This is a genomic window from Streptomyces sp. NPDC059994 (assembly GCF_042737755.1).
Lineage (GTDB): Bacteria > Actinomycetota > Actinomycetes > Streptomycetales > Streptomycetaceae > Streptomyces.
This window is the reverse complement of sequence record NZ_JBHWUR010000005.1, coordinates 71,020-84,714: the sequence shown is the minus strand read 5'-3', so window position 1 is coordinate 84,714 and position 13,695 is coordinate 71,020. Positions and strand designations below refer to the sequence as shown.

The 13,695-nt window shown below is 72.1% G+C and carries 15 protein-coding genes and 1 pseudogene; 7 read left to right on the top strand and 9 right to left on the bottom strand.

Translation table 11 applies throughout. The features are described 5' to 3' along the window. Positions 1 to 54: 54 nt before the first annotated feature. From ACFWA7_RS04610 to ACFWA7_RS04580, 7 genes and pseudogenes are all read right to left on the bottom strand, one after another. Positions 55 to 1,422 carry an FAD-dependent oxidoreductase gene (locus tag ACFWA7_RS04610; protein WP_385535338.1) on the bottom strand — a complete coding sequence of 456 codons (1,368 nt, stop codon included), beginning with the start codon at positions 1,420 to 1,422 and terminating at the stop codon, positions 55 to 57. 69 nt (positions 1,423 to 1,491) lie between these two features. Next, positions 1,492 to 2,109 (bottom strand): TetR/AcrR family transcriptional regulator, encoded by a 618-nt coding sequence (locus tag ACFWA7_RS04605; RefSeq protein WP_385535340.1) that lies wholly within the window; start codon positions 2,107 to 2,109, stop codon positions 1,492 to 1,494. A 164-nt stretch (positions 2,110 to 2,273) separates the two neighbouring features. Next, a pseudogene (locus ACFWA7_RS04600) lies at positions 2,274 to 2,963 on the bottom strand (HAD family hydrolase); the annotation flags it as partial. Between the two features lie 33 nt (positions 2,964 to 2,996). Beyond that, entirely contained in the window at positions 2,997 to 3,689 is a 693-nt protein-coding gene (locus tag ACFWA7_RS04595) for a phosphatase PAP2 family protein (RefSeq protein WP_385820858.1), read from the bottom strand. Between the two features lie 50 nt (positions 3,690 to 3,739). Further along, on the bottom strand, positions 3,740 to 4,675 hold the full coding sequence (locus tag ACFWA7_RS04590; protein WP_385535344.1) for a M56 family metallopeptidase: 936 nt from the start codon (positions 4,673 to 4,675) through the stop codon (positions 3,740 to 3,742). Between the two features lie 150 nt (positions 4,676 to 4,825). Beyond that, positions 4,826 to 5,398, bottom strand: a complete 573-nt coding sequence (locus tag ACFWA7_RS04585) for a DUF5134 domain-containing protein (RefSeq protein ID WP_385535346.1) — start codon at positions 5,396 to 5,398, stop codon at positions 4,826 to 4,828. 149 nt (positions 5,399 to 5,547) lie between these two features. Continuing rightward, a complete protein-coding gene (locus ACFWA7_RS04580; RefSeq protein ID WP_385535348.1) occupies positions 5,548 to 5,934 on the bottom strand; it encodes a VOC family protein in 387 nt (128 codons plus the stop codon). Positions 5,935 to 6,009: 75 nt separating this feature from the next. On the opposite strand from ACFWA7_RS04580, the gene ACFWA7_RS04575 reads away from it, so the two are divergent. Beyond that, entirely contained in the window at positions 6,010 to 6,552 is a 543-nt protein-coding gene (locus ACFWA7_RS04575) for a GNAT family N-acetyltransferase (RefSeq protein ID WP_385535351.1), read from the top strand. Positions 6,553 to 6,568: 16 nt separating this feature from the next. Here the strand turns inward: ACFWA7_RS04575 and ACFWA7_RS04570 are convergent, their stop codons facing one another. Then, the gene (locus ACFWA7_RS04570) at positions 6,569 to 7,252 is read right to left on the bottom strand and encodes a glycerophosphodiester phosphodiesterase (RefSeq protein WP_385535353.1); all 684 of its coding nucleotides are present in this window, start codon (positions 7,250 to 7,252) and stop codon (positions 6,569 to 6,571) included. Between the two features lie 372 nt (positions 7,253 to 7,624). On the opposite strand from ACFWA7_RS04570, the gene ACFWA7_RS04565 reads away from it, so the two are divergent. The 5 genes from ACFWA7_RS04565 (at position 7,625) to ACFWA7_RS04545 (ending at position 12,263) form a co-directional block, all read left to right on the top strand. Further along, a complete protein-coding gene (locus ACFWA7_RS04565; protein ID WP_385535355.1) occupies positions 7,625 to 9,022 on the top strand; it encodes a DUF6421 family protein in 1,398 nt (465 codons plus the stop codon). A gap of 23 nt (positions 9,023 to 9,045) precedes the next feature. After that, on the top strand, positions 9,046 to 9,807 hold the full coding sequence (locus tag ACFWA7_RS04560; RefSeq protein ID WP_385535464.1) for an SDR family NAD(P)-dependent oxidoreductase: 762 nt from the start codon (positions 9,046 to 9,048) through the stop codon (positions 9,805 to 9,807). Further along, positions 9,804 to 10,865 (top strand): threonine aldolase family protein, encoded by a 1,062-nt coding sequence (locus tag ACFWA7_RS04555; RefSeq protein ID WP_385535466.1) that lies wholly within the window; start codon positions 9,804 to 9,806, stop codon positions 10,863 to 10,865. Before ACFWA7_RS04560 ends, ACFWA7_RS04555 begins: the two co-directional genes overlap by 4 nt. Positions 10,866 to 10,951: 86 nt before the next feature. Further along, complete coding sequence (locus ACFWA7_RS04550) at positions 10,952 to 11,551, top strand: transglutaminase family protein (RefSeq protein ID WP_385820856.1); 600 nt, start codon at positions 10,952 to 10,954, stop codon at positions 11,549 to 11,551. A gap of 13 nt (positions 11,552 to 11,564) precedes the next feature. Continuing rightward, complete coding sequence (locus ACFWA7_RS04545; RefSeq protein ID WP_385535359.1) at positions 11,565 to 12,263, top strand: B3/4 domain-containing protein; 699 nt, start codon at positions 11,565 to 11,567, stop codon at positions 12,261 to 12,263. A 24-nt stretch (positions 12,264 to 12,287) separates the two neighbouring features. Here the strand turns inward: ACFWA7_RS04545 and ACFWA7_RS04540 are convergent, their stop codons facing one another. Further along, positions 12,288 to 13,019 carry a lysophospholipid acyltransferase family protein gene (locus ACFWA7_RS04540; protein ID WP_385535361.1) on the bottom strand — a complete coding sequence of 244 codons (732 nt, stop codon included), beginning with the start codon at positions 13,017 to 13,019 and terminating at the stop codon, positions 12,288 to 12,290. A gap of 231 nt (positions 13,020 to 13,250) precedes the next feature. Between ACFWA7_RS04540 and ACFWA7_RS04535 the strand changes: the two genes are divergently transcribed. Continuing rightward, a complete protein-coding gene (locus ACFWA7_RS04535) occupies positions 13,251 to 13,571 on the top strand; it encodes a TlpA family protein disulfide reductase (protein ID WP_385535363.1) in 321 nt (106 codons plus the stop codon). The last annotated feature ends 124 nt before the right edge of the window (positions 13,572 to 13,695 follow it).

Below are 13,695 nucleotides of genomic sequence, written 5' to 3'. Positions count from 1 at the left end.
AGCCCCGTTCGGTCCTGGCCCGTGCTCAGCGCCGCTGAGCCCCGCTCGGCCCCCTCATCCCTCGCCCGCCCCCAGCGCCGCCGTCAGCAGCCCCTCCCAGTCGGCGATCTTCACCGGCCCCCGGCCCAGCGAGCGCCCGAGCTCCGCCTCCGCCCGCTCGATGTCCAGCCAGCCCCGCCACTGGACCGGCCGCAGCCCCGACTCCCGCATGGCGTCCACGGGTTCGCCCTCGACGGGGCGCCGCGAGAGGGCTTCGGTGTCCTCCAGGAGCGAGGTCACCGTCTCCTTGGCGCACGGGCGGTTGGTGCCGATGACGCCGGTCGGGCCGCGCTTGATCCAGCCCGCCACGTACTCGCCGGGCGACGGCACGCCGTCGCGCAGGACGCGTCCGGCCGCGTGCGGGACCGTCCCCGTCGCCGGGTCGAACGGCAGGCCCGCCAGCGGCACGCCCAGATAGCCGACCGCCCGCAGCACCAGCTGCGCCTCGATCTCCTCGTAGGTGCCGGTACCGCGCACGCCCCCGGCCCCGTCCGGGGCCGTGTGCTCGAACCGGACCCCGCCCACCCGCCCGTCCCGCTCCAGGATCTCCACCGGGCGCAGGAAGAACCGCAGCCGCAGTGTGCGCTCCACGCCGCGCGGCTCGCGGTCCGCCGCCGCCCAGCCGCGCAGCACCTCGACGTTGCGGCGGACGGCGGCGGGCAGCGCGGAGGGGTCCGAGCAGGCCGGATCCAGAGCCAGTTCGGCGGCGTCCACCCCGGCCTCGGCGCCCGGCAGCGAGCCCAGCTCGCGCAGCTCCTTCGTGGTGAACTTCGCCTGCGAGGGGCCGCGCCGGGCGACCATGTGCACCTCGCGCACCCGGCTCGCCGCCAGCGCGCCCAGTGCCGCGTGCGGCACGTCGGTGGGGAGCAGCTCGTCGGCGCCGCGCGACAGGATGCGGGCCACGTCGACCGCCACGTTGCCCGCGCCGATGACGACGGCCGAGCGGGCGGTGAGCCATTCGAGGGAGAAGCCGTTCGCTCCGGCGTCGGGGTGGGCGCTGTACCAGGAGACGAAGTCGGTGGCCGAGCAGCTGCCCGGCAGGTCCTCGCCGGGAATGCCGAGCCGGCGGTCGGCGGACGCGCCCACGCAGTACACCACCGCGTGGTAGAGCCGCAGCAGGCGCTCCGGCGAGACGCCCCCGGGGCCGATCTCGACGTGCCCGAGGAAGTTGATCCGCTCGTCCTCCAGAACGGTCCGCAGGTTGTTCTGGAGCGACTTGATCTTCTCGTGGTCGGGCGCCACCCCGTAGCGCACCAGTCCGTACGGGCAGGGCAGCCGGTCCAGGACGTCGACCCGCAGCCCCGGTACCGCGCTCTGGGTGACCAGGGACTGGGCGGTGTAGACCCCGCTCGGCCCGGAACCGACGACGGCTATGCGCAGCACGAAGGGTGCTCCCTTCCCGCAGGAGGATCCCACCAGGGACTCCAGCATCGCACCGGGGTGCGCGCGGCGTCAGGGGACGGCGAGGGGTTTCCCCTGCGGCGGCGGATTGCCGAGCTCCCAGTCGAGCCCGAACCGCTGGAACAGCTCGGCCCGCAGCCGGGGCACCTCCATGGGCGCGCCGGGCAGCAGCGCCGCGAAGACCGCGCCCATCAGGAGCGCGCGCAGCATCGGGTAGTCGGCGTCCACGTCCGTCGAGCCGAACCGCTCCATGGTGTCCCGCAGCAGCCAGGACAGGCGCTGCTGCTCGGGGCACTGCACGAACCCCTCGGCCTGGAGGATCCCGGCCATATGGGCGCGCATCAGCACGGGGTGGACCTTGGTGAGGCTCAGGATGGCGTCGATGGCGCGGGCGAGCCGCTCCCGGCCGTCGTCGGTCCGCGGCTCCTGCTCCAGGCCCGCCTCCAGGGTCAGGTGCATGACCCGGTGGACGGCCGACTGGAGCAGCTGGCGTTTGCCGGGGAAGTAGTACGAGACGAGACCGCGTGCCGAACCGGCCCGGTCGGCGATGTCGCCGAGGGTGGTCGCCTCGTAGCCGCGCTCCGCCACCAGCTCGACCGTCGCCTGGAGCAGCCGTTCGCGGGAACGTCGGCGCAACTCTTCATTGACCGATGCGCTGCGCGGGGACATGCTGTAACTCCTGCGTTGACTGGCTCTGAGCCAATATACTCAGGTCACCGTATGCGGGAACCCCTCCCGGGGGTTCTGGCCTGCGGATTTGCTGCCCTTTCTGGGTGACGCGGGGGATCACCCAGGAGGGGCGGCCCGTAGGTGGCCTGCTCTTCGCCCTGGTCGACGACGTCCAGGACGGGGCTGAGCCCGGCCGGCCGCTCCTCGACCGGCAGATGGTCCACGAAGTGGACGGCGCAGCCCAGTTCCGCGGCGCCGCCGTCCGCCCGGCGGTCGTCGCCCACCATCAGCACCTCGCCCGGCTCCCGCCCGATCGCCTCGCACGCCGCCCGGAACAGCCGCGCGTCCGGCTTCTGCACCCCGTGCTCGTACGACAGGACGTACGCGTCCACCATGGTGTCCAGGTCATGGGCGCGGAAGACCGGCCGCAGGTCCCAGCCGATGTTGCTCACCACCGCCACGCGCGCGCCCCGCTCGCGCAGCCCGGTCAGGACCGCCCGCGCGTCGGGATAGGGACGCCAGGCGGCCGGTGTCATGTGCCGTTCGTAGAGCGCGGTGTACAACTGCGGATCCGGCAGTGTCACCCGTTTCGCGAGCCCGGTGTACGCGGCCCGGTGGAGCTCGGCGCTGCGGTCGCGGGTCGTCCACAGCTCCGCCAGATGCGGCGGCACGTGCGACGGGTCCGCGCCGCCGGGCAGCGCCCCCGCCTCGGTCAACTCATCGGCGTACCGGGTGAGTTGTTCCTCCGGGAGAGTGATGCCCCTCTCGTCGAGGACGGCGTGGAGCCAGTCCCGCGTGGACTCGACGCGGAACAGCGTCCCGGAGAAGTCGAACAGCACACCCTTGATCGCCATGGCCGCGATCCTTCCCCGCGTGCCCCGGCCGCTTCAAGCCCCGTCGGCCGGATGCGGCCGGTTCGCGCCCCATCTGCCGTACGCCGCCGCCGACATGGCCACCAGAGCCGCGCCGATCAGCCAGCCGCCGATCACGTCCGAGAGCCAGTGGACGCCGAGATAGACGCGGGTGAAGCCCACTCCGACCACCGAGACGGCGCCGGCCGCGGCCACCGCCCGCCGCACCGCGGGGCGGGCGCCACGGGCGACGGCCAGCCACAGCAGGAGGCCGAATGTCACCGTCGCGGTGAGCGCGTGGCCCGACGGGAAGGCCGCGTACGACGCGGAATCGACCGGATCCGGCCAGCTGGGCCGTTCCCGCCCGAGCGCCGCCTTCAGGCTCTGCTGGACGAACGTGCCCAGCGTGCTCGTCGCCGCCGCCCACAGCGCCGGGCGCCGTCCGCCGCGTACGAAGAGGGTGACGACCACCACGGCCAGCAGGGCGCGCATCGTCCAGGTGTCCCAGACCCAGTCGGTGAGCACCCGGTTGACGTGGGTGAGCCCCGGCTCCGCCACGGCCCTCCTGTGGAGCCCGTCGGCGACCGTGCGGTCCAGGGACAGCAGCGGCCCCCACTCGGCCGCCACAAGGGCCAGCAGGAGGCCGGAGAGGGCCGCCAGGGCCGCGCCCGCTCGGGCCGGACCGGTGGCGGGGGCGGGGGCGCGCGTCGCCGGGGCTGCGATGGGCATGGGCTCGATCCTCGCTGAGTGCCGACGGGTCGATCTCGTGAGCGCGGGGGCTAGCCCAGGGCGCGCAGGCCCGGGACGAAGGCCACCAGCAGGGGTACGACCGGGACCAGGGCGGCCGCCGCCGTCAGCCGGAGCCGGTGGCCCGCGGTGAGCCGGGGCGAGGCGGCGAGCAGCCGCTTCACCCGCTGCGGGACCTCGCCGTGCGGGGCCGGGCAGGGGCCGAACAGGCCCCGGTCCTCGTTGAGTTCGACCAGGGCGAGCGCGATCGTCAGCCGACCGTACCGCCGTGAGGCGACGTCGTCCGCGGCCAGCTCCACCAGCCGGTGCATCTCGTCGCGGAAGGCCGCGAACACGGGGATCTTCGGGAATCCGTTGGCCAGTGCGGCCGAGCAGTTCAGCAGCCAGTGGTGGCGGGCGCGCGCGTGGCCCTGCTCGTGGGCGAGCACCGCATCGAGCTGACGGCCCTTCAGGCGCCGAAGTGCCGCGGTGGTGATGACCAGTTGGGGGCTGGGTCCAGGCAGCCACCAGGCGTCCGGGCGCTGGGCCTCCAGGACCACCAGCGGCGCCCCGCCGGGCTCCTCGCCGGGCAGCAGCGGCGCGCGCACCAGCAGTTCCGAACGGCGCGCCCGGCGCCCCGCCCGTGCGGCGCGGATCTCCCGGGTGAGCATCGCGGCCGTCCAGGCGCCGCCGCAGAAGAGCAGGACCGCGAGCGCCGCCGACCAGGGGCCGTACGGGCCCAGCGCGTACGCGTCGACCACGGCGCGCGGGGCGGTCGCGAACACCTGCCCCCGTACCGTCTGCCAGGCCGCCGCCGCGCTGAAGACCATCGCGAGCGCGAAGCACAGCAGCACCGCGGCCACCACGCACTGCCAGACCCACAGCGCCACCACCGGCTCGCGCTCGGCCCAGTGGGCGCGCGCGAACAGCCGCGGGGCCACCACGGCGGCCACGACGCCGAGCGCCAGCAACGCGAGGCAGACCATCATGGCCTCAGCCTATGAGCGGCGCCGTCCCCATAGGTACGACCTCGCGCACCAAGTGACGCACGCCACGTTTTGATCACGATCACCGGCGGGCGTCGCCGGGCGGACGTCAGGAGAGCCGCGGAGAGGCCCCGGACGAACCCCCGGCGCACGTCAGAGGGCGAGCAGCATCGCCAGCATGGCGATGCCCATCGACAGCCGGCACGCCAGCGTCAGTTCGGGCCGCGCGCCCCAGCCGGGCGCACCGCCGTCGCGGGCCGGTCCCGCCGCGGGCAGCAGCCGCGCGCCCGTCGTGAGCACATAGCCCACGTAGTAGACGAGCAGCGCGCCGGTGACGAGCGGGATCCCGCCCGCGGGACCCGTGTGGCCCCCGTGTGCCGCGTGGTCGCCCGGGGTGCTCATCGCCAGCGCCATGTAGACCATGGCGAGCGAGCCGATCACGTGGTGCAGATGGTGGCCGTTGCCGTTCCCGCGTGCGCGGGCGAGCCAGCCCGCCCGCAGGGCCGCGGCCCCGAAGACCCCCGCGTACGCGGCGAAGATCCAGGACGGCGGGGACGCGGACGCCGCCGGGACGGCCATCGCGGCCATACCGAAGCCCATCACCGCCTCGCCCCCGGCCGAACTGCGCGCGCGTGCGCAGTCGCTGCGCAGCCGCAGTACGCAGTACGCGCCGGTGGCCGCGCACACCGCCACGAGCAGCCAGCCGGACAGCGCGGTTCCGTGCATGGCACACCTCCCCGCTCGACGTGTCGCCCTGCCGAGGGGTCGATTCCCGTACGGGCCGTGTCGCACGCGGGCGCAAGGACACACAGGGGGGCGCGCGGGGAGCTCGCGGGCCGCCGGGCCACCGGGCTCGTCGCACGGGGTGGCCGAGGTCAGGGGCGGAAACGCAGCGGATGGTCGGCGGGCACCTCGACCACCGCGATCCGTACCCCGTCCGGATCCTGGAGCCACATCTCGATCAGCCCCCACGGCTCGCGCACCGGAGGCCGCAGGATCTCCACCCCGCGCCCGGTCAGCTCCTCGTACGCCTGGGCCGCGTCCGCGACCTGGAGCCACAGCCGCAGACCGGGCGCGGGGGGCGCATCGGCGCGGCCGGACACCTCCAGGAAGCCGCCGCCGAGGAAGTAGACCGTGCCGCGTTCCGGCCCCGTGCCGAACTCGCGGTAGACCGCGAGCCCCAACTGCCCGCCGTAGAAGGCGCGGGAGCGGTCGGGGTCGGTGGGGCGCAGAAGGGTTCTGCTGCTCAGCACATGCACCATGCCGAGGCAGCTTAGGGGCGGGGTTACGCTCGGGGTGCGCCCGCCACGTCATGATGCAGTTGGGAGAACGTTCGCATGGACACCACCCGCGCCGGAGAGCTGAGCTACCGGGACGCGACCGAGGCCGACGTCGAGGAGCTGGTCCCGCTCATCGAGTCGGCCTACCGCGGGGACTCCAGCCGGACCGGCTGGACCACCGAGGCGGACATCCTCGAAGGGCAGCGCACCGACCCGGAGGGGGTGCGCAAGGTGATCACCACGCCCGGCAGCCGGCTGCTCACGGTGGAGCGGGACGGCGCCATCGTCGCCTGCTGCCAGCTCGAACACCGCGGCCACGCCGCCTACTTCGGGATGTTCGCGGTCCGCCCCGGCCTCCAGGGCGGCGGCCTCGGCAAGGAGATCATCGCCGAGGCCGAGCGCTCCGCGCGCGAGGGCTGGGGGGTCACCGAGATGCACATGACGGTGATCTCGGTGCGGGACGAGCTGATCGCCTGGTACGAGCGGCGCGGCTACCGCCGTACGGGAAGGATGACGCCCTTCCCGTACGGCGACGAGCGCTTCGGCATCCCGCAGCGCCAGGACCTCGCCTTCGAGCTCCTGGTGAAGGAACTGGTCTAGCGGTACCGCGGGCGTTTCAGGCCGTGAACCGGCCGGTGCGGCGGATTTCCGGGTAGTCGGTCGTCGCGCCGTCCAGGCCCAGCGCGCGCACCAGCCGCAGATGGTCCTGGGTGTTCACCACCCACCCGATGACCTGTACGGACACGGCGTGCGCCCGCTCGACGTCCTCCAGTGTGAGGCGGCGGATGTCGAGCGAGAGGGCGTGCGCGCCCACCGCCGTGGCCCGCTCCGCGATATCGCTGTCCCAGCGGCTCGCGACCAGGACCGTCCGCACCCCCGGCACCAGCGAGGACATCCGGGCGAGCGCCTCTTCGTGGAACGAGGAGACCGTGACCTGGCCGACGGCATCGCGCGCGTGGATGACGCGCGCGAGCTCGTCGGCGGCCCTGACGTCCTTGATCTCGGCCTGGAGCGGTGAGCCGACCGCGTCCAGGACCTCGTCGAACAGGGGGATGCGCTCGCCCTGACCCGCGTCGAGCTCCCGCAGCTCGGCGACCGTCTTGTCGGCCACCGGGCCCTTTCCGTCCGTGGTGCGGTCCACCTCCGCGTCGTGCAGCACGACGAGCGCGCCGTCCTTGCTGAGGTGCAGATCCAGTTCGATGACGTCCATGCCCGAGCGTTCGGCGCGGACGAAGGAACGCAGGGTGTTCTCCGGCTCGACACCCATGACCCCGCGATGACCGATGGTGAGGAACGTCAAGACAGGCCTCGCTTCCGTCGACGGCGGTTTCCGCGCGGGCAGTCCCGTGCGCACGCGGCAGTGCCGCAGCCTAACGGCCGGGAGGCGCGTTGGACCCCGGCTCGCGCGGGGCAGTGGAGGCGTCCGCCCGGTTGTCACGGGGCGTGCGGGGGCCTGACGGGTCACCCGGAGGTGGGCGAGTCTCCGGGCCCTTGACGCGGGGGAGCACTACGTCTGCGCCGTGGCAGAACCGAGCGCCTCTGTGGATCTCCGCAGGAAGAACAGCGGTCGGTGTGACGGAGCGCAGGATAATTTCCTGGGATCCCCCTTGAGCGGGGGAACCGAACACGGATACGGTGTCTTAACGCGAGGTTCTCCTGTGGAGGAAGTGACATGACGGAAATTCTTGTGCAGGACGTGGCTGCCGAAGGCGTGATCGCCGACCGGCCCGTGGTCGAGCACCCTGCCTGGACCGTGCTCAAGAGTTCCGTCGAGGAGATCCGGCCCTGGCAGTCCAAGGACGGATCCATCGACTTCGACGCCGAGGGTGCACCGGCCCGCGCCGCCGTGGAGGCCGTGGTCGAGCGGATCGTGGCCGCGGTCGAGGAGCTCGCTCCGCTGGTGCCGCACGACGCCGCGTACCACCGCGCACTCGTCGCCGACCTGCGCAAGTGGGCCGACAGCGCCTTCGACGTGCCGGACTTCCTGGACTCGCTGCTCGCCTTCCACCCGGCCGCCGACCGCGCCGACGGGCTGCAGCGCCTGGTCCTCTTCCCCATGTACACGCAGAACGGCAACCCGGACCGCAACCTCGAAGCGGTCGTGCTGCGCATGGTGTGGCCCGACTGGCTGGCCGAGCTGGAGGCCACCCGCTACGACAACCCGCTCTTCTGCGGCATCGCCTTCGAGGACTTCACCGCCGGGTACGACACCCACTCGGCCGTCCTCTTCCCGGAGACCATCGCCGTGCGCGAGGCGCCCGAGCGGTTCACCTGGGGCGGCATCTTCTGCGACCGCGAGGCTGCCCGCTTCCGCCGCGTCACCGAGGCGGCCGTCGAGCTCCTCGGCGTCGACCTGCCCGCGGACATCCGGGAGATGGTGGGCGACCAGGAGCGCTGCGAGAAGGCCTTCGTGCTCTGGGACATGGTCCACGACCGCACCCACAGCCACGGTGACCTGCCGTTCGACCCGTTCATGATCAAGCAGCGCCAGCCGTTCTGGATGTACGGCCTGGAGGAGCTGCGCTGCGACCTCACCGCCTTCAAGGAGGCCGTGAAGCTGGAGGCCGAGGGCAACCAGCACGGCCGCGACGTGCAGTACGCGGTGCTCTTCGACCGGATGTTCCGCTTCCCCGTCTCCGGCGACCGCAACCGCAACTACGACGGCCTCGGCGGCCAGCTGCTCTTCGCGTACCTGCACAAGCACGACGTGGTGCGCTGGACCGACAACAAGCTGCACATCGACTGGGAGCAGGCCCCGCGGGTCACCAACGAGCTCTGCGCCGAGATCGAGAAGCTCTACCGGGACGGCATCGACCGCCCGAAGCTGGTGCACTGGTTCGCCGCGTACGACCTGGTCTCCACCTACCTCGCGCCGCACCCGGGATCCCGCTGGGCCAAGGGCCCGGACGCCCTGGATCTCTCGCTGCCGCCGCGCAAACTCGTCGACGACGTGCTCGCGGACGAGTTTCCCCTGAGCATGTTCTATGAGGCGCTCGCCAAGAAGCTGAAGGACGTGATTGCCTCCACCAAGGGGATCACCGCGGCGAACGCCGAGCGAGCTGCCGCGTGAGCACTCGTGCGGAGGAGACGATCATGAACGGCAACGGGAATGGCAACGGGCCGCTGAGCGGCGCCGTGGTCGCGGTGGCCGGGGCTGCGGGCCCGGCGGGCCGCGCCGCCCTGCTCAGGCTCGCCGAGGCGGGTGCCACCGTGGTGGCGTCCGACGCGGACGCGGCGCGGCTGGCCGAGGCCGTCGACGCGGCGCGCTACGCCCATGGCGGGGCGACCGTCGTGGGCGACACCGTCGACCTGCTCGATCTGGGCGCCACCCGCGAGTGGGCGGCCAGGACCGAGAAGGAGTTCGGCCGGATCGACGGTCTGGTCCACCTCGTGGGCGGCTGGCGCGGCAGCGCCTCCTTCCCGGAGACCGACCTCGCCGACTGGGAGCTGCTGGAGAAGCTGCTCATCAAGACCGTGCAGCACACCTCGCTGGCCTTCCACGACGGGCTGCTGCGCAGCGATCGCGGCCGTTACGTGCTGGTGAGCCAGTCCGGGGCGCACAAGCCCACCGCGAACAACGCCGCGTACAACGCGGGCAAGGCCGCGGCCGAGGCGTGGACCCTCTCGCTCGCCGACGCCTTCCGCAAGGCGGGGGGCGAGGACGGGCCGAACGCCGCTGCTGCCATCCTGGTGATCAAGGCACTGGTGCACGACGCGATGCGCGCCGAGCGCCCGAATGCGAAGTTCGCGGGCTTCACCGACGTCAAGGAGCTGGCCGAGGCCATCGCCGGAGTCTGGGACCGGCCCGCCGTGGAAGTGAATGGACAGCGCCTGTGGCTGACCCCCAAGCCGTGAAGACCGACGCGCGACGGCACCACGACCCCGAGGTGCGCGGCTTCGCCAGCGACAACTACGCGGGCGTGCACCCCGAGGTCCTGGCCGCCATCGCGCTCGCCAACGGCGGGCACCAGGTCGCATACGGAGAGGACGACTACACCGACCACCTCCAGCGAGTCATCCACAGCCACTTCGGTTCCCACGCCGAGGCGTTCCCGGTCTTCAACGGGACGGGCGCCAACGTCGTCGCCCTCCAGGCGCTGACCGACCGCTGGGGCTCGGTGATCTGCGCCGAGTCCGCGCACATCAACGTGGACGAGGGCGGCGCGCCGGAGCGCATGGCGGGCCTGAAGCTGCTCACCGTGGCGACGCCGGACGGCAAGCTCACCCCCGAGCTCATCGACCGGCAGGCCTGGGGCTGGGAGGACGAGCACCGCGCGATGCCGCAGGTCGTCTCGATCACCCAGAACACCGAGCTGGGCACGGTCTACACGCCGGACGAGATCCGCGCGATCTGTGACCACGCGCACCAGCACGGCATGAAGGTGCACCTCGACGGTGCCCGGATAGCCAACGCGGCGGCGTCCCTGAACGTGCCGATGCGCGCGTTCACCAACGCCGCGGGCGTCGACGTGATCTCGTACGGCGGCACCAAGAACGGCATGCTCTTCGGCGAGGCCGTCGTCGTGCTCAATCCGGACGCGGTGCGCCGGATGAAGCACATCCGCAAGATGTCGATGCAGCTCGCCTCCAAGATGCGTTTCGTCTCGGTGCAGCTGGAGGCGCTGCTCGCCAAGGACCTGTGGCTGCGCAACGCGCGCCACGCCAACGCGATGGCGCAGCGGCTCGCCGAGGGCGTCCGCTCGGTCGACGGGGTCGAGATCCTCTACCCGGTCCAGGCGAACGCGGTCTTCGCCCGGCTGCCGCACGACGTGAGCGAGCGGCTGCAGAAGCGCTACCGGTTCTACTTCTGGGACGAGGCGGCCGGCGACGTCCGCTGGATGTGCTCGTACGACACCAGCGAGGACGACGTGGACGGCTTCCTCGCGGCGCTCAAGGAAGAGATGTCCCGCTAGGCGTCCCACCGACTGAGCCGAATATGTATGCGGCCGATCGTAAAGTCATTGACTTGCGGTCGGCCGCTTTCGTACGCTCGCGTGCCATGCGACTCATCCAGCAGAACCCTGAACTCTCGGCGTATCTCGTATCGGACGAGGTCATCGATCACGAGCACCCGCTCGTGGGCGACCTCGCGGCGAAACTCGCGACCGTCGCGCCCGACGCATATTCATACGCCAAGGTCGCCTTCGAATTCGTCCGCGACACCATCCCGCACTCCCAGGACGCGGGCGATCTCCGGGTCACCTGGCGGGCCTCCGACGTCCTGGAGCGGCGCACCGGCATCTGCTACGCCAAGTCCCACGCCTATGCCGCGCTGCTGCGGGCCGAGGGGATACCGGCGGCCCTCTGCTATCAGCGGCTCGCCGACGACGACGGCTCGAACCCCGTCCTCCACGGCCTGGTCGCCCTGAAGCTGCCCGGTGAGCGGGAGTGGGCGCGGCAGGACGTGCGCGGGAACAAGCCCGGGGTCGACGCCCAGTTCTCACTGGGGGAGGAGCGGCTGGCCTGGAAGGTACGGCCGGAGTTCAGTGAGATGGACTATCCAGTACTCTATGATGTACCGCATCCGGTGGTGCTGGCCGCCCTGAAGGCCGCGCCCGACCGTCCGCACCTCTGGCGGACGCTTCCGACCGAACTGTGAGGCACCCCAGACCATGACGCTCACGCTCACCGTGTCCGACGAGGTGTACGCGCTCGCGCCCGGCTTCACCCATGTCGCCGTGGAGGCCCGCGGACTCGTCAACGGCCCCAGCGACGAGGCGAGTTCGGCACTGCTGGACGAGGCCGCCCGGCGGCTGCGTGAGCGGCTCGGCGCGCTCGCCCCCCACGAGGACCCGCACATGGCGGCCTGGCGGGACGCGTACACCGCGTTCGGCGCCAAGCCCTCGCGCACCCGCAACTCGGCCGAGGCGCTCGCCAGGCGCGCGCTCGCCGACGGCGGTCTGCCGCGCATCAACCGGCTCGTCGACGTCTACAACGCGATCAGTGTCGCCCATCTCGTCCCGGTCGGCGGCGAGGACACCGACCACATCGCGGGGTCGATGCGGCTGGTGCGGGCCACCGGCGACGAGCCGTTCCCCACCGTCGCGGGCGGGGAGGCGGCCGTCGAGCACCCGGACGCGGGCGAGGTGGTGTGGTGCGACGACGAGGGCGTGACCTGCCGTCGCTGGAACTGGCGTCAGGGCGTGCGGACCCGGCTCACCGAGGAGTCCGCCAACGCGCTCTTCCTGCTGGAGGGGATGGCTCCGCACTGCGGCCTGGAAGAGGCGGCGGCGGAGCTCGCCGAGCTTTTGGAGAAGGTGAGCCCCGGCGCGCGGATCACCGTCCACGCCCCGGTCGCCGCCTGGGCGTGACGATTCAGCGGCCGCCTCGCGGACTCAGCGGCTGGTGTCGCGCTCGCGCACCTCTTCGGGCGTGGGCGCGGTGCCGCCGAGGTGGGCCGGGATCCACCAGGTGTCCGCGGCGTCCTTGGGGCGTACGGGATAGGCGCGCTGGGCGGCTTCCAGAAGCTCCTGGCACCGCTCGCGCAGCCGCCGGGTGATGGCTCCCGCGTACTGGTCGGCGGGGGCCTCGACCGGCTCGCCGACCCGGATGGTGACGGGGATGTGGCTGCGCTTGAAATTGCGCGGACGGCCCTTGGTCCACACCCGCTGGGTGCCCCACAGCGCCATCGGGATCAGCGGGACCCCGGCCTCCTGGGCGAGCCGGGCCGCGCCCGACTTGAAGCTCTTCAGCGTGAACGACTGCGAGATGGTCGCCTCGGGGAAGACGCCGACGATCTCACCGGAGCGCAGCGAGTCCAGGGCGTGCGCGTACGCGGCCTCACCCTGCTTGCGGTCCACCGGGATGTGCTTCATGCCGCGCATCAGAGGGCCCGAGATCTTGTGCCGGAAGACCGACTCCTTGGCCATGAAGCGGACCAGGCGCTTCTGGGGCAGAGCGGCGAGGCCGGTGAAGATGAAGTCCAGATAGCTGACGTGGTTGCTGACGAGCACCGCGCCGCCGGAGCGTGGGATGTTCTCCGAACCCTGGGTGTCGATCTTCAGGTCGAGCGCCTTGAACATCGTGAGGGCGGCGCCGACGACCGGCCGATAGACGAGTTCTGCCATCTGGCATTGACCCTTCTGGTCCCGGGGAGGGTTCTCCCAGTGGAAGTTACGCAGCCGTAGGTTTTCGGCGTTGGGCAGATCGTGCCCGATACGCGCCGTGGTGGCCAGTCCTGGGGCCTTCGGACGGGGAGATTCTCATCACGTACGCCCAGGTCGGGGCGGGCGGGAATCTTCCGGGCGGCGTGCGGTGCTGATACAGGCGGGACGGCAGGAGCGAGGAGAGGAAGCGCGGTGCGCGAGGAGGGGCCGGGGCTGGGAGCAGCCGAGTTGGGCGCGGAGCTGGGCGAGCGGGCGACCCTGGTGCAGTTCTCCAGCGCGTTCTGTCAGCCCTGCCGGGCAACTCGGCGCACCCTGGCGGACGTTGCCGCGATGGTGGAGGGGGTCGCGCACGTGGAGATCGACGCCGAGGAGCACCTGGCGCTGGTGCGCGCCCTGGACATCCGGGCCACGCCGACCGTCCTGGTCCTGGACCGCGCCGGCCGGATCGTGCGCCGTGCGGCCGGGCAGCCGCGCCGGGCCGATGTGATCGCCGCGCTGGGAGAGGCGGTGTGAGGGACGGTGCGAGCGGGGTGGAGCAGGCCGTGATGGATCTCCCACATCGTAGAAGGCACTTGACTGAGGCCCCCGGCAATCGTCAATCTGACGATGTGCCGACCAGAATCCTTCTCTTCGGGCG

Bases quoted from the DNA above. Each gene is read 5' to 3' on its own strand.
- ACFWA7_RS04595 (WP_385820858.1), bottom strand. From the start codon at position 3,689: ATGCCCATCGCAGCCCCGGCGACGCGCGCCCCCGCCCCCGCCACCGGT.
- ACFWA7_RS04560 (WP_385535464.1), top strand. From the start codon at position 9,046: ATGAACGGCAACGGGAATGGCAACGGGCCGCTGAGCGGCGCCGTGGTC.
- ACFWA7_RS04550 (WP_385820856.1), top strand. From the start codon at position 10,952: ATGCGACTCATCCAGCAGAACCCTGAACTCTCGGCGTATCTCGTATCG.
- ACFWA7_RS04575 (WP_385535351.1), top strand. From the start codon at position 6,010: ATGGACACCACCCGCGCCGGAGAGCTGAGCTACCGGGACGCGACCGAG.
- ACFWA7_RS04545 (WP_385535359.1), top strand. From the start codon at position 11,565: ATGACGCTCACGCTCACCGTGTCCGACGAGGTGTACGCGCTCGCGCCC.
- ACFWA7_RS04585 (WP_385535346.1), bottom strand. From the start codon at position 5,398: ATGCACGGAACCGCGCTGTCCGGCTGGCTGCTCGTGGCGGTGTGCGCG.
- ACFWA7_RS04590 (WP_385535344.1), bottom strand. From the start codon at position 4,675: ATGATGGTCTGCCTCGCGTTGCTGGCGCTCGGCGTCGTGGCCGCCGTG.
- ACFWA7_RS04580 (WP_385535348.1), bottom strand. From the start codon at position 5,934: ATGGTGCATGTGCTGAGCAGCAGAACCCTTCTGCGCCCCACCGACCCC.
- ACFWA7_RS04565 (WP_385535355.1), top strand. From the start codon at position 7,625: ATGACGGAAATTCTTGTGCAGGACGTGGCTGCCGAAGGCGTGATCGCC.
- ACFWA7_RS04540 (WP_385535361.1), bottom strand. From the start codon at position 13,019: ATGGCAGAACTCGTCTATCGGCCGGTCGTCGGCGCCGCCCTCACGATG.
- ACFWA7_RS04605 (WP_385535340.1), bottom strand. From the start codon at position 2,109: ATGTCCCCGCGCAGCGCATCGGTCAATGAAGAGTTGCGCCGACGTTCC.